At 64.4% G+C, this 13,834-nt stretch carries 10 protein-coding genes and 1 riboswitch; of the genes, 5 read left to right on the forward strand and 5 right to left on the reverse strand.

The annotated features are described in order from the left end of the window. The first annotated feature begins 10 nt into the window (after positions 1 to 10). The 3 genes from AC1VXC_RS09205 to AC1VXC_RS09215 all read left to right on the forward strand — a co-directional run bounded on the left by AC1VXC_RS09205 (position 11) and on the right by AC1VXC_RS09215 (position 5,531). A complete protein-coding gene (locus AC1VXC_RS09205) occupies positions 11 to 2,908 on the forward strand; it encodes a type VI secretion system Vgr family protein (RefSeq protein WP_481539659.1) in 2,898 nt (965 codons plus the stop codon). 3 nt (positions 2,909 to 2,911) lie between these two features. Then, entirely contained in the window at positions 2,912 to 4,534 is a 1,623-nt protein-coding gene (locus AC1VXC_RS09210) for an esterase/lipase family protein (RefSeq protein ID WP_481539660.1), read from the forward strand. 115 nt (positions 4,535 to 4,649) lie between these two features. After that, a complete protein-coding gene (locus AC1VXC_RS09215; RefSeq protein WP_482995036.1) occupies positions 4,650 to 5,531 on the forward strand; it encodes a T6SS immunity protein Tli4 family protein in 882 nt (293 codons plus the stop codon). 353 nt (positions 5,532 to 5,884) lie between these two features. Here the strand turns inward: AC1VXC_RS09215 and AC1VXC_RS09220 are convergent, their stop codons facing one another. Then, complete coding sequence (locus AC1VXC_RS09220) at positions 5,885 to 6,247, reverse strand: VOC family protein (RefSeq protein ID WP_481539975.1); 363 nt, start codon at positions 6,245 to 6,247, stop codon at positions 5,885 to 5,887. A 144-nt stretch (positions 6,248 to 6,391) separates the two neighbouring features. Between AC1VXC_RS09220 and AC1VXC_RS09225 the strand changes: the two genes are divergently transcribed. After that, complete coding sequence (locus AC1VXC_RS09225) at positions 6,392 to 7,153, forward strand: SDR family oxidoreductase (protein WP_481539976.1); 762 nt, start codon at positions 6,392 to 6,394, stop codon at positions 7,151 to 7,153. A 121-nt stretch (positions 7,154 to 7,274) separates the two neighbouring features. Here AC1VXC_RS09225 and AC1VXC_RS09230 read toward each other — a convergent pair whose 3' ends face one another. The 4 genes from AC1VXC_RS09230 to ahcY form a co-directional block, all read right to left on the reverse strand. Continuing rightward, the gene (locus AC1VXC_RS09230) at positions 7,275 to 7,730 is read right to left on the reverse strand and encodes a GyrI-like domain-containing protein (protein WP_481539977.1); all 456 of its coding nucleotides are present in this window, start codon (positions 7,728 to 7,730) and stop codon (positions 7,275 to 7,277) included. A 74-nt stretch (positions 7,731 to 7,804) separates the two neighbouring features. Beyond that, on the reverse strand, positions 7,805 to 8,020 hold the full coding sequence (locus AC1VXC_RS09235) for a DUF4287 domain-containing protein (protein ID WP_481539978.1): 216 nt from the start codon (positions 8,018 to 8,020) through the stop codon (positions 7,805 to 7,807). Between the two features lie 62 nt (positions 8,021 to 8,082). Beyond that, entirely contained in the window at positions 8,083 to 8,883 is an 801-nt protein-coding gene (locus AC1VXC_RS09240; RefSeq protein ID WP_313173408.1) for an aminoglycoside adenylyltransferase family protein, read from the reverse strand. 592 nt (positions 8,884 to 9,475) lie between these two features. After that, positions 9,476 to 10,921: an adenosylhomocysteinase gene (gene ahcY, locus AC1VXC_RS09245; RefSeq protein ID WP_481539959.1), complete on the reverse strand. Its 1,446-nt coding sequence runs from the start codon at positions 10,919 to 10,921 to the stop codon at positions 9,476 to 9,478. A gap of 32 nt (positions 10,922 to 10,953) precedes the next feature. Next, a riboswitch (S-adenosyl-L-homocysteine riboswitch) is annotated at positions 10,954 to 11,070 on the reverse strand. 116 nt (positions 11,071 to 11,186) lie between these two features. Between ahcY and AC1VXC_RS09250 the strand changes: the two genes are divergently transcribed. After that, entirely contained in the window at positions 11,187 to 13,688 is a 2,502-nt protein-coding gene (locus AC1VXC_RS09250) for an alpha/beta hydrolase family protein (RefSeq protein ID WP_481539960.1), read from the forward strand. Positions 13,689 to 13,834 lie beyond the last annotated feature (146 nt).

Here is a 13,834-nt window from a genome sequence, read left to right on the forward strand (position 1 = left end):
TTGGGTTGGCATGGATAAGCTGAATAGCCTGATGGCGCAGGTGGCTGCGCCGGGTGATGCACAGCGGCAGTACCAGTGGCGCTGCCCAGGATTTGACGGGGGCATGGTCGAGCGCTGGTGGGGCCGCGATGGACTGTCTGCGCATGCGCAGACGGATGTGGATGTGCTGTCCACCGATCAAGGTGTCGCGCTGGATACGCTGCTTGGCACCCAGGCGGTGCTGGTGATGCGCATGGCCGATGGCGGTGAGCAGCAACGTAGCGGTCTGGTCGCGCAGGCGCAGCGCTTGGGCAGTGATGGCGGATTGGTGCGCTATCGCCTGTCGCTGCGGTCGTGGACCTGGTGGCTGCAGCATGCGCGCCACAGCCGGGTGTTCCAGGACAAGAGCGTGCGCGAGATCGTCGACGCGGTGCTTGCCGACTATCCGGACCTGGCCAATTGGCGGTGGGCCGAAGGCTGCGACGAATTCATTGGTACGCGCGTGCGCAGCTATTGCGTGCAGTACCGCGAGAGCGACCTGGACTTCCTGCAACGGCTGTTGGCCGAGGAGGGACTGGGTTGGCGTTTGTACGCCGAAGAACAATCGCCATGCGGCAATGGCATGGAGATCTTTGCCGACAGTCTGGGCCTGCCACAGGACGCAAGCAGTGCCGCCTCCGGTGTGCGCTTCCATCGCAGTGATGCCACCGAATCCGCGGACAGCATCCAGACGCTTGGCCGGCGTCGCGCCTTGGGCAGCACCAGCCTGAGCCTGCTCAGTGATGACTACCGCCAGGTGCGCAGCATCAGTACGCAGCTGCCGCTGGAGGGGGGCGGTGAGGCCTCCAGGCGCGAGAGTTATGACGCGGTGGGCGCGTATGCGTTCAGCAATGCCGGTGCGGCCGATTGGTACGCCCGTTTGCAGGCGCAGGCGCATGAAGTCCATGGCCGCAGCTGGCAGGGCCAGGGTACGGTGCGTGGCTTGCGTTCCGGCACCTGGCTTGAGGTGCAGCAGGCACCGTTTGCGACCACGCCCGAGTTGTTGCTGGTGGATGTGGAGCATGCCGGCGTCAACAACCTGCCGACTGACGTGCGGCAAGCGATGGACGATGCCTTGGGTGTGGCCCCGCTGGCGGCAGGCGATGCAGGGCTGTGGGAGCAGGCCGAGAAAGTAGGTTACGCCAATCGCTTCAAGGCCACGGAGCGTAACCTGCCTTGGCGGCCTGCGCTGGAGGATGGCAATGGCCATCGGCTGAATCCACGGCCGACTGTGCCGGGTTATCAGACGGCGGTGGTTGTCGCGGGGCAGGGCGGCAACAGCAAGGACGTGCACGCAGACAACCTTGGCCGGATTCGAGTGCGCTTCCATTTCCAGGACGGGCAGGGCGACACCACCTGGTTGCGGGTAGCCCAGCGTTATGCAGGCCCCGGGGTCGGTGCACAGTTCCTGCCGCGCATCGGGCAGGAGGTGCTGGTCGGGTTCCTCGATGGCGATATCGATAGGCCCATCGTGCTGGGTGCCCTGTACAACGGGCGTGGCGAAGCGGGTGTTGCGCCTACGCCGGCCGGCGCCAGTGCCGATGCGGATCACAGCGCATATGCGCAGGCGCGCGATGGCACCGCCAGCGCACAGGGCAACCTGAGTGGTGGCCATGCACCGGCCTGGCATGGGGCCGGTGCAGGCGATGATGCACATCGTAATGCCGGGGCGATGTGGGGTATCCGGTCGCGCGAATGGGAGGGCGGCGAAGGCAGCAATCACCTGCTGTTTGACGACAGCGACCAGCAGTTGCGGGTGCAGCTGGCCAGCAGCCAGCAGACCTCGCAGTTGAGCCTTGGCCATCTGCGCCATCAGGCCGACAACTTCCGCGGCAGCCTGCGTGGCACTGGTTTCGAACTGCGCAGTGATGCCTGGGGTGCGGTGCGCACTACCTCGGGCGCGTGGTTCAGTGCCTATGCGCATCGGGCCGGGAGTCCCGCGGGTGAAGCCGTGCAACCGGCGGCGTTGCTCAATCAGTTGCAGGTCTTGAGCACGCGCTTCAATCAAGCGGCACGCACGCACCTGACCAGTGCATTGGCGATGAAGGAAGGTGCGCGCGGCAAGGATCGCTCCAGCATCGTGCCGGACCAGGCACCGCTGGCGGCGATGCTGGCCAGTGCCAGGACCACGGTGTCCGGTGCCGACTACCAGGCTGCCAGCGACGAGGCTGGGCAGCGGCAGGCAACGGCCGGCGATGGCCGGGTACCACATAGCGGTGACCCGCTGCTGGGCTTCGCGGCGCCGGCAGGGATTGTTCACGTCGCCGGGCAGGCGCTGCATTGGTCGGTAGGGGAAGGCCTGCTGTTGGCCAGTGGCGGCGACAGCGATACCGCCGTGATGGGCGCTGCACGCCTGCATGCGGGTCAGGCCATCGGCATGCTGGCCAGCGCAGTGGAGAGTGGTGCCGACGGCGGCAATGCCTTGAGCGTGGTGGCCGGTACCGATGCGTTGAATGTGCAGGCACAACATGACGAGGTGCGCCTGCAGTCACGGCAGGCGCTGCGCGCAGCCAGTGCGCAGGGCGTGGTGGAGCTCAGCGCGGGCAAGACCGTCCATATCGCTACCACCGGTGGTGCCAGCGTCACCATTGAGGGGGGCAATATCAGCTTCAACTGCCCGGGCAAGATCACCGTGCATGCGAGCAAGAAGAGCTTCCTCGCTGCCACCCATCTGTCCACTGAAATGAACAGTTGGCCGGACGCACAATTTGATGATGTGTACGTGGTGCGGCACCGTGCCACGGGCGAACCCATGGCCAATACGCGGGTGCAGATCACCCGCGGTGATGGCGGGCGCAGCGAGGTGGTCACCGATGCGCAGGGGCGCCTGCCACGGCAGCGCGGACAGGGCATCGATGAGGTGCTGATCAAGATTCTGGGGAAGGTCTAGGGCATGGAAGAGAAACAGGAAGTTGTGCTGCCCAGCGGAGACTGGGACGAGGATGGCCGGCCGGTCGCGCGTGCGCGGCTCACCCAGGTCAAGGACAAACGCGACAAGGTGGTCGAAGCCGATACCGACGCGGTGATTCCGGTCATCTTCCTGCCCGGCATCATGGGTACGAATCTGAAGTCGAAGATCACCGGTGACCCCGTCTGGCGGCCGCCGAACACCGATGGTGTCGGCGCGGTGCTGGGCGCGATCGGGCAGATGTTCGTGTTCCTGTTCCGTGGCGCCGCCACGCGGCAGCGGCTGCTGAATCCGTTGACCTCGGAGGTGGATGACCGCGGCTCGCTGGATGCGGAAGGCACCATTCCCGAAGCGCTGGCGCGCGAGCGTGGTTGGGGCCAGTTGATGCGTTCGGCCTACAACCCGGTCATGGCCGAGATGCAGCGCAAGCTCAATGACCTGATGTCGGCGGGCAAGCTGCAGCCATGGTGGGCGGAGGAAGGCGCACGCGCGCCGGCTGAGTATGGCGAGATGGTGGGCGGCAATGCCGCGCTTACCCAGCAGCAGGTCAAGCACGCGGCGCATTATCGTTTCGAGGTCTGGTCGGGGGGATACAACTGGCTGCAGAGCAATCGCATCTCGGCCCAGGACATCATCGCCCGCATCGACAATGTGATCCTGCCGTATTACGCAACGCGAGGTATCAACGCGCGGAAAGTGTTGCTGGTGACCCACTCAATGGGCGGGCTGGTGTCGCGCGCGGTGTCACAGGTATCCAACTACGGCAAGTTGCTGGGCATCTCCCATGGCGTGATGCCAGCGACCGGCGCAGCGGCGACCTACCACCACTGCCGTGCCGGCTATACCGGTGCCTCCAGCATCATCCTGGGCCGCAATGCCGGTGAGGTGGTGGCGATCCTGGCCAGGTCCGCCGGCGGTCTGGAGTTGCTGCCCGCCGCCGACTACAACGAAGGCAAGGCCTGGCTGCAACTGGGCGATGAGGGCACGCGCTTGCCTGTGGGCGGCGATCCCTACAACGAGATCTACCTCAACACCAAATGGTATGGACTGGTGCCCGAGGGCAATACCGAATTGCTCGATCCGAGCGCGCCAACGGCAGCGGCGGCTTCGGCGCGTGAGGAGGAGGATGGCCCAGCGCTTACGCCACGCACCAGCTTCCAGATCAATATTGAAGGCGTGCGTGATTTCCACAAGGACATCATGCGCAAGTACCACAAGCCGACTTTCGCCCACTACGGTGATGACGCCAAGCAGCTTGCCTGGGGCTCGCTGGTTTGGAGCGGTGGTCGCATGATGAGCGTGGACTCGGTGACGCCGGTGTCGGACAACCGCAACGGCAAGATCAAACTGAAGGATGCAGTGGGGGTGATCAAACTGGAGATCGCCGATCCCACCGACCCGGGTGATGGCACAGTACCGGCGTGTTCAGGTGCGGCCCCCAAAGCTGAGGTGACAGGGTGTTTCCGCCAGGGCAGTTTTGGCACCGGCCAGTACGCATTGAAAGGTAAGAAAGGCTATGACCATCAAGGCAGCTACAACGACGAGCGCACCCGCTGGGCAACACTGTATGCCGCCGTCCGCTTCGCGCAGGGCGCGGACTGGGCGTGAGGTGTTGCACGCGATGACGCGCCGGCCGCTGCTGCGCAGCGTGTTGGCTGCGGTACTACTGACCTTTGCCTCGGGCGGCGTTGCCGGCGCGGCAGCGAAACGACAGGGAAGCGAAATGAAGACTTTGTGTGTTGGGCGATTCCTGCTGGATGTTCCTGCGGCGACCACGATCCAGCCCGGCTATGTGTATGCACGCAAGAAGGTGGAGACGACTACGGGGGTATCGGCGGAGGTGTTTCGGCAGCGGGTTGCTGCGCGTATCGCGGCGTTGAAGGCCGCGCGCCATCGGGCCGGGGAGTCCATGTCGGTCAGCGAGACGCGGCTGGACGACAATGCGGTGCTGGTCACGTCGTGGCTCAGCGAAAGCAGCCGCGCCGGTCATCGCCAGGAGCTGTATGTGCTGGACCCAACGCACAACGTGCAATACCTGGTCAGCGGCGAAACCGAGGCGGCAAAGTTGCCGGCGGCGATCGAGAACTACCGCGCCTTGCGGCCGAGGATCAGTTACCGCGATCCCAGTACCATTCCGACCGCCGCGGGCTTCTGCATTGATTCCGGCTTCATATCCGGCAATCGCATCAATAGTGAGGAGATGACCATCGGCTTGCGTCCACGTGCCTATCCAGGTGCACGCATGACGTTGATGTCCTATGTCACCGGCAAGCCGGATCAGCCCCTGCTGCAACGGGCCTCGGACCTGCCGCCGGAATATGCTGCCGCCGCGGCGCGGATGCGCAATCTGCGCCGAGGTGAGCGCAACGTCGGGCCGATCCAGGGGCAGGAGATTCTCGCCCATGCTGAAGGTGACGGGCGCAGGATGTATGCCTTCCTGTGGGAATCGCAGGGCCGTGCGGAGTCGTTGCAGTTTCCGTTCCTGTCGCTGCAGCTGTTGACCGACGAGAAGGCTGACGCACCTGCGTTCGGCGATGATGCGCAGGCCTTGGGGCTGTGGGACCAGGTACTGGGCAGCCTGCGTTTACGCCCCGGCGCAATCTAAGTTTTTCTTGATTGTGGGAACGGCATAAGCCGTGAAGCAGATGGTGCCGGAGGTTTCGGGTATTCGCGCCATCTGCGGATCTTCCAGCTTCGCGGCTTACGCCGCTCCCACAACAGCAATCTTGATGCTGCAGTTTGTTCCAGCGCAGGGGGCCCGCGCTGCGCTTGCAATCGGGCGAATCCGCTTTTTGTAGGAGCGGCGTCAGCCGCGAAGCTGATGGTCTCCAAACCCTGACTATCAACGCCATCTGATGATGTGCCGGCTTCGCGGCTGACGCCGTTCCTACAACAGCCTGGGTGCTCGGCAATTTTTAAGCCGGGTAAGCACTCTCCGGTGCCTGGCATCTACCGGACTCAAAGCTCCTGGCCAAACATGATCCTGTGGCCGTCGATCGTGCGCACTCCGAACTCGCGCATGCCCCACGGTTTGTCGGCAAGCGGCTGGATGAATTCGGCACCTGCGGTTCGGTACTCCTCGAACAGGGCGCTGGCGTCCGACACGGTGACGTAGCCATACCAGGCATGGTCACCAAGCGCATGTGGCGGTGTTGCATCGCTGCACTCGCCCAGCATCACCCGGAAACTGCCGCGTGACATGAAGCTCCAGCCGGGTGCGGTGAAGTCCATCTGCAGGCCAAGGACCGAGGCGTAGTAATTGGTGGATCTGGCCAGGTCCCGCACGGCAAGGGTGAAACGCACCGTGACGAAGTCGCTCATGTTCTCTCCTGCGGCGTGATTGCAGCCATCGTGCACTGATTCCGGTTGCGATCCTGCTGCGTTGGCTTAGCTGTCCGAATCTGGCGGGCAAGGCTGCTGTCGAGGATGCAGCATGCGCTTCCTTCATTGATTGGAGCCTACATGATGCAGCTACAAGGAAAGGTCGTGATCATCACCGGTGCCAGTTCCGGTATTGGCCGTGCCGCGGCGCTGTTGTTCGCGGCCGAGGGGGCGGCGCTGGTGCTGGGCGCGCGCCGCGGCGCAGAGTTGAACCAACTGGTGGCGGAGATTTCCTGCAATGGTGGCCAAGCCGTGAGCCTTGCCGGTGATGTTTGCGACGAAAGCTACGCAATTGCCTTGGTCGAGCTGGCAGTGGCGCAGTACGGGCGATTGGATGTGGCCTTCAACAACGCGGGCACGATGGGGCCACTGGGGCCTACGCCGGAGGTAACGCTGGCCGATTGGCAGCGCACGCTGGATACCAATCTCACCGCGATGTTCCTGGCCGCCAAGTACCAGTTGCCTGCGATGCTGCGCGCGGGGAGCGGCAGCCTGATCTTTACCTCGACGTTTGTCGGACATACGGCGGGCATCGCCGGTGCCGCAGCCTATGCGGCCAGCAAGTCCGGCATCATTGGCCTGACCCAGGCGTTGGCCTCCGAGTTCGGACCGCAGGGCTTGCGGGTGAATGCCTTGTTGCCTGGCGGCACCGATACCCCGATGGCGCATGAGATGAATGGCTCGCCGGAAGCGATGGCGCAGGTGGCGCGCATGCATGCCTTGAAGCGGATCGCGGAGCCGCGCGAACTGGCGGCGGCGGCGCTGTTTCTGGCTTCGGACCAGTCCTCGTTCATGACTGGCGCGGCGATGCTGGTGGACGGTGGCGTGTCCATTCACCGCGGTTGATACGTTGAGCGCATGCCAGACGGGCGCCTTGCGGCGGCCGTCTGCTCCGGTTGGCCGCCTGCCGCCGAAGTTCGTGGTGATCCTCGGCAGAAGGCGGTGTTCGCATTGTTCGCGTTTCCGCTCAATGCACCGGAATGTACAGCTCCATCTGCGAGGCCGGATCAAACGGGTCGTCAAAACGCGCGTCGTAGCGCTCCAGGTCAACGCCGTCCCTGGCCTGCATTCCATGCTCGGCTAGAAGATGATCGTGGATGGCATGGAAGCTGGCACTGATCTGCGCGGCGGTGCCGGTATGGGTGAACACGGCATAGCGTTGCGCAGGAACCTGGAGGCGGACCATGCCTTCCGGAATCTGCGCGTCTGCAGCCACCTGGAAGCCGGTGATGTAGCGGACTGTGCCATCGGGTTGTGGCGCGCAGACGCCATAGCTGACGACAGGTTCGAGTTTGCCGGTGATCTCGTCCTCGCGCGGGATGAAGCGCTGCCAGAGTTCGGCGTAGCCATCTTCGCCTTCGCGGAAGAGTGCCTCCATCCCGATGACGGTGAAGGCGGGACGTTCGATGAGTGTGGGTTGCATGTGGGTGTTTCTTGTCAGAGGAGGCGTCGATGGGAAAGGGGACAGCTGATGCGTAGGGCGTTCGATGGCGGCTGTCAGCTTCCGCTCTGCGCACGGTGATAGGCGACCAGGGCGTTGGCGTGGCCATGGCCGATTTTGTGTTGCTCCTTGAGGAAGGCCACCTGTTCCATGTGCTTCTTGTCCTTGAGCGTATCGAGCAGCTGCAGCCAGTGCGTCACCGGCTTGCCGTAGGTCTTCTCGATGGACGGGAAATACGAGGCCGGGCCCTGGACTCTTTCGCTGCTGCTCATCGGCGTTTCCTGCAAAGGGGAGGGGCTTGGGAATTATGCGGTAAAGTGCGGGCGTTGGCGATTCAGTGCGGGCGTGTCGCCAGGATTTCGGTAATGCGTGCCTTGGCTGCGTGAATGAATGCCGCCAGCTCGGCCGCAGGCCAGTGGGGAGTGCTGTCGCCCTGGCCCAGATACAGCTGCCGGGCCTGGCTGACAATGGCGTGATGGTGTGCCGGCAATTGCGTCAGCAGCCAGTCGGCGGCGACATCCTTCGGCGCGATGTTTCCGGTCTGCGCGCTGTACCAGATGCGTGCCAGGGTAAGCACGATGTGGGCTTCCTCACCATCCCAGTCCTCCGCGCTATTCCACAGCAACAGCGTGTCTGCCAGTGCCTGCTGGAAATCGCGCTTGGCTACCGGCGGTAGCAGCTCGGTGATGGCAGGGCCCTGCAGGGCGATGCTGTGTTGGCGTGCCTTGGTGAGGAGGATGGCGAGGTCCGGGTCGTGCGTAGGCGGTTCCAGGATGTCGGCGCCGATGTCCTGGCGCAGCCATTCGCCGAACTGCAGTTCGCGGCGTGCGGGATGGCGCCAGGGCATCACTTCGGTGAGGCTGATGACCGTTGCTTCCAGTGCACGCCGTGTTGCGTGTTGGCCCGGCGGGGCTGAGATGGCCAACAGCTCGCGTTGCAGGGTTCGCAACGTGGTGTCTTCGGGATGCGTGGCCACGATCACCAGCAGGTCGATGTCGCTGCGTGGCTTCAAACCACCGTCGAGCGCGGAGCCATACAGGTAAACGGCGAGCAGGTTGGCTGCCAGTTGTTGCTGGATCACCTCGCAGGCGAGGGCGAGCTGTGTGGCGATGGCTTCTGGGACAGGTGCAGTCATGGCGTCGGGCAGACAATCGTGTCGGACCGATTGTGCCGTAAACAGAGCGGGCGCCTTGCGGCGCCCGTTCCTTGCATAGCTTGCGTTCACTCCAACCCTTGCAGTGTGCCCGAAAGGACCGTAGTGCCGAGGCATGCTCGGCAGGGGCTTTACCAGCCAAAGCGGCCCTCACCCCAACCCCTCTCCCGTGAACGGGAGAGGGGCTAAAGCTGTAGTGCCGAGCCATGCTCGGCAGAGGCTTTACCAGCCAAAAGCTGCCCTCACCCCAACCCCTCTCCCGTGAACGGGAGAGGGGCTCAAACTGTAGTGCCGAGCCATGCTCGGCAGAGGCTTTACCAGCCAAAGCCGCCCTCACCCCACCCCCTCTCCCGTGAACGGGAGAGGGGCTCAAACTGTAGTGCCGAGCCATGCTCGGCAGAGGCTTCACCGGCCAAAGCTGCCCTCACCCCACCCCCTCTCCCGTGAACGGGAGAGGGGCTAAAGCTGTAGTGCCGAGCCATGCTCGGCAGAGGCTTTACCAGCCAAAGCTACCCTCACCCCAACCCTCTCCCTTGAACGGGAGAGGGGCTAAAGCAACGCAGGGCAAAGCAAATCAGTAGCGGTAATGGTCCGGCTTGAACGGGCCTTCGACCGGCACGCCGATGTAGTCGGCCTGTTCCTGGGTCAGGGTGGTCAGCTTGACGCCGATCTTCTCCAGGTGCAGACGGGCCACTTCTTCGTCCAGCTTCTTCGGCAGCAGGTACACCTTGTTCTCGTAGCTGTCCTTGTTCGCCCACAGGTCGATCTGTGCGAGCGTCTGGTTGGCAAACGAGTTGGACATCACGAAGCTCGGGTGGCCGGTGGCGCAGCCCAGGTTGACCAGGCGGCCTTCGGCCAGCAGGAAGATCGCATTGCCGTTCGGGAACACGTACTTGTCCACCTGCGGCTTGATGTTGATGTGCTGCACGCCCTTGTAAGCCACCAGCGCATCGACCTGGATCTCATTGTCGAAGTGACCGATGTTGCAGACAATGGCCTGGTCCTTCATCGCGCTCAGGTGCTCGATGCGGATGATGTCCTTGTTGCCGGTGGTGGTGACGTACAGGTCAGCACGGCCCAGGGTGGATTCGATGGTGTTGACCTCGAAGCCTTCCATCGCGGCCTGCAGGGCGCAGATCGGGTCGATTTCGGTGACCACCACGCGCGCGCCGTAGGCACGCAGCGAAGCAGCGCAGCCCTTGCCGACGTCGCCGTAGCCGCAGACCACGGCCACCTTGCCGGCCAGCATCACGTCCATCGCACGCTTCAGGCCGTCGGCCAGCGACTCGCGGCAGCCGTACAGGTTGTCGAACTTGCTCTTGGTGACCGAGTCGTTGACGTTGATCGCCGGGATCAACAGGGTGCCGGCCTGGGCCAGCTGGTACAGGCGGTGCACGCCAGTGGTGGTCTCTTCGGAGACGCCCTTCCAATCCTTGACGACGCGGCCCCAGTAACCCGGGCGCTCGGTGGCAACGCGCTTGAGCAGGTTCTTGATGACCTGCTCTTCGTGCGAGGAAGCCGGCTCGTTGACCCAGTTGCTGCCGTTCTCCAGCTCGTAGCCCTTGTGGATCAGCAGGGTGACGTCGCCGCCGTCATCGACCACCAGCTCCGGACCGGTCAGGGTGCCGTCGGCCAGGGTGAAGGTCAGCGCGTCCAGGGTGCAGTCCCAATATTCTTCCAGCGACTCGCCCTTCCAGGCGAACACCGGCGTGCCGGTGGCGGCAATCGCGGCGGCAGCGTGGTCCTGGGTGGAGAAGATGTTGCACGAGGCCCAACGCACTTCGGCGCCGATGTCCTTCAGCGTCTCGATCAGCACCGCGGTCTGGATGGTCATGTGCAGCGAGCCGGTGACGCGCACGCCCTTCAGCGGCAGCTCGGCCTGGTACTTGCGGCGGATCGACATCAGGCCCGGCATTTCGTGCTCGGCGATGTCCAGTTCCTTGCGGCCCCAATCGGCCAGCGAGATATCGCGGATCTTGTAATCACCTTCCTGCGAGAAGGTAGCGGCAACAGCATTCATTTAGAGCTCCGGTGTGGTGCGAGCAGGCTCGCGTTCGCCGGGCGCCGTTGTTGCGTGAAAGCCGTCCGAGCCTGGCCGTGGGGAGTCCGTGCAAGAACACGGGCTGTAGTGGACGGGTCCACCCAACGGTCGCAGCGCCCCTCGGAACGGGCCGCTCAGTATATCGCGGCGAGGTGCCAGCGCCGCGGGCCCAACCAACGGCAGGGGCCATCGGTGAGGGGGATTGTTAAGTTGGGGAATTGTTTCCATCCAATAGGAATGCGCCATGAATCTGTCTCCCCACCGCCGTCGTCGTGCTTCAGCCGCACTGGTGCTGTGCGCCGGCCTGCTGCTGGCGGTACCGCCGGTCATGGCGCTGACCCCGCCTGCGGCGCAGAAGGGCGCCCAGCAGGGTGAAGGCTACCGACTGCCGTCGGCCGCGCTGCAGGCGGTGGTGGACGCCCCGCGTGCGCCCAGCCTGTACCTGTCGCCCAAGCGTGACCTGACTGCGCTGCTGCAGACCCCGGCGCTGCCGTCCATCGCCCAGGTGGCGGCACCGGAGCTGAAGCTGGCCGGCCTGCGCATCAATCCGAAAACCGTGTCCGACAGCCGCTTCTCGTTCGGCAGCAAGCTGTGGCTGGCCTCCACCGCCGATGGCAAGGAGCGCCAGATCAGCGGCCTGCCGCAGCCGCTGTCGGTGGCCTCGCTGGCGTGGTCGCCGGACCAGAAGTACCTGGCCTTCAACCAGCTGAATCCGGCCACCGGCAGCAATGAACTGTGGTTGGTGGATGTGCAGACTGCCAGCGCGCGGCGGGTGGCCGAGCGCCTGAACAGCATCGTCGGCAACGGCTATGCGTGGCTGCCGGGCAGCGATGCGCTGTTGGTGATGCAGCGTCCCGCCGGGCAGGGTGAGCCGCCGCACGGCGACGGCGTCCCGACCGGCCCGGCGGTGCAGCAGACCGAGGCCGGGCAAGGCGTGCGCTCGGTGCGCACCTACCAGGACCTGTTGAAGAACGAGGACGACGCGCGTCTGTTTGCCTACTACCTGCAGGCACAGCCGGTGCGGGTGTCGATCAGTGGCGACAGTAAGCCGGTTGGCGCGGCAGGCATCTATCTGGGCCTGTCGGCCTCGCCCGATGGCAATTACCTGCTGAGCCAGCGCGTGCAGCGGCCGTTCTCCTATGCGGTGCCGGTCAGCCGCTTCCCCCGCAACATCGAAGTGCTGGATGCGCAGGGCAAGCTGGTGCACACGGTGGCACGGCTGCCGTTGGTGGATGGCCTGCCAACCGGCAACGACGCCGTGCCGACGGGTGTGCGTTCGATCAGTTGGCGCGCCGATGCACCGGCCTCGCTGGTGTGGGCCGAAGCACAGGACGGCGGCGATCCGTCGCGCGAGTCCAAGGTGCGCGATGCGGTGCTGCTGCAGGCGGCACCGTTCGACAAGCCGCCGGTGACGCTGGCACAGCTGGGCTCGCGCTATGCAGGTGTTACCTGGGCCAACGGCGAACTGGCGCTGCTGGATGAGTACTGGTGGAAGAGCCGCCAGGTGAAGCAGTGGAAGATCGCGCCGGATCATCTGGACCAGGTCGCGACCCTGCTGGTCCAGCGTTCGGAAGACGACCGCTACAGCGACCCGGGTGAGCCCTTGCTGCAGATGGATGACGGTGGTCGCTCGCGGCTGCAGCTCAGTGCAGATGGCAAGAGTTTCTATCGCATTGGTGACGGCGCATCGGCGGAGGGCGACCGACCGTTCCTGGATCGCGTGGATTTGGCCAGTGGCAAGAGCGAACGACTGTTCCACTCGCAGGCGCCGTATTACGAAATGCCGCTGGGCATCATCGAAGGCGAAGCTGGTCGCATCCTGACCTACCGCGAATCCAATGATGTGCCGGCCAATCTGTATGCGCGTGGTCTGGCCGCCGACGCGGAGCCGGTCGAGCTGACCCACTTCGCCCATCCGCTGCCGCAGCTGCGTGGAGTGAAGAAGGAGCAGATCCGCTACAAGCGTGCCGACGGTGTGGAACTCACCGCCGATCTGCTGCTGCCGCCAGGTTATGACGCCAAGAAGGATGGCCCGCGTCCGTTGCTGATGTGGGCGTATCCGGCCGAGTTCAAATCCGCCGCCGATGCCAGCCAGGTCAGCGGCTCGCCGCACCGCTTCAATGCGATCAGCTACTGGGGCCCGCAGGCCTTCCTGGCCAAGGGCTATGTGGTGTTGAACAACCCGACCATGCCGATCGTCGGCGAGGGTGACACCGAGCCGAACGACACCTATGTGCAGCAGCTGGTGGCCAGCGCACAGGCGGCAGTGGATGAAGTGGTGAAGCGTGGCGTGGGTGACCGTGAGCGCATCGCCGTGGGTGGCCATTCCTATGGCGCCTTCATGACCGCGAACCTGCTGGCGCATACGCGTCTGTTCAAGGCGGGTATTGCGCGTTCCGGCGCGTACAACCGCACGCTGACGCCGTTCGGCTTCCAGGCCGAAGAGCGCAACTACTGGCAGGCGCAGGAGGTCTACCAGAAGATGTCGCCGTTCAATTACGCCGACAAGATCAAGGATCCGATCCTCTTCATCCATGGCGTGGACGACAACAACTCCGGCACCTTCCCGATCCAGAGCGAGCGCATGTTCGCCGCGGTGAAGGGCCTGGGTGGTACCTCGCGGCTGGTGATGCTGCCGAACGAATCACATGGCTACCGCGCACGCGAATCGATCATGACGATGCTGGCCGAAAGCGAAGACTGGCTGGACCGTTGGTTGGGTGCCGAAGCCGGCAAGAAGCGCTGATGTGTTGCCCGCCCTTGCGCCTTAGGCGCAAGGGCGGGAATGCAGTGCCGAGCCATGCTCGGCAGAGGCGTTACCAGCAAAGCCAATGTAGTGCCGAGCCATGCTCGGCAGAAGCGTTGCCTGTAACGCCCCATGCCGAGCATGGC

This window comes from Stenotrophomonas sp. STEN033, assembly GCF_056856655.1.

Excerpts from the sequence above, each read along its gene's own strand:
- AC1VXC_RS09205 (WP_481539659.1), top strand. The coding sequence starts at position 11 with ATGGATAAGCTGAATAGCCTGATGGCGCAGGTGGCTGCGCCGGGTGAT.
- AC1VXC_RS09210 (WP_481539660.1), top strand. The coding sequence starts at position 2,912 with ATGGAAGAGAAACAGGAAGTTGTGCTGCCCAGCGGAGACTGGGACGAG.
- AC1VXC_RS09215 (WP_482995036.1), top strand. The coding sequence starts at position 4,650 with ATGAAGACTTTGTGTGTTGGGCGATTCCTGCTGGATGTTCCTGCGGCG.
- AC1VXC_RS09220 (WP_481539975.1), bottom strand. The coding sequence starts at position 6,247 with ATGAGCGACTTCGTCACGGTGCGTTTCACCCTTGCCGTGCGGGACCTG.
- AC1VXC_RS09225 (WP_481539976.1), top strand. The coding sequence starts at position 6,392 with ATGCAGCTACAAGGAAAGGTCGTGATCATCACCGGTGCCAGTTCCGGT.
- AC1VXC_RS09230 (WP_481539977.1), bottom strand. The coding sequence starts at position 7,730 with ATGCAACCCACACTCATCGAACGTCCCGCCTTCACCGTCATCGGGATG.
- AC1VXC_RS09235 (WP_481539978.1), bottom strand. The coding sequence starts at position 8,020 with ATGAGCAGCAGCGAAAGAGTCCAGGGCCCGGCCTCGTATTTCCCGTCC.
- AC1VXC_RS09240 (WP_313173408.1), bottom strand. The coding sequence starts at position 8,883 with ATGACTGCACCTGTCCCAGAAGCCATCGCCACACAGCTCGCCCTCGCC.
- ahcY (WP_481539959.1), bottom strand. The coding sequence starts at position 10,921 with ATGAATGCTGTTGCCGCTACCTTCTCGCAGGAAGGTGATTACAAGATC.
- AC1VXC_RS09250 (WP_481539960.1), top strand. The coding sequence starts at position 11,187 with ATGAATCTGTCTCCCCACCGCCGTCGTCGTGCTTCAGCCGCACTGGTG.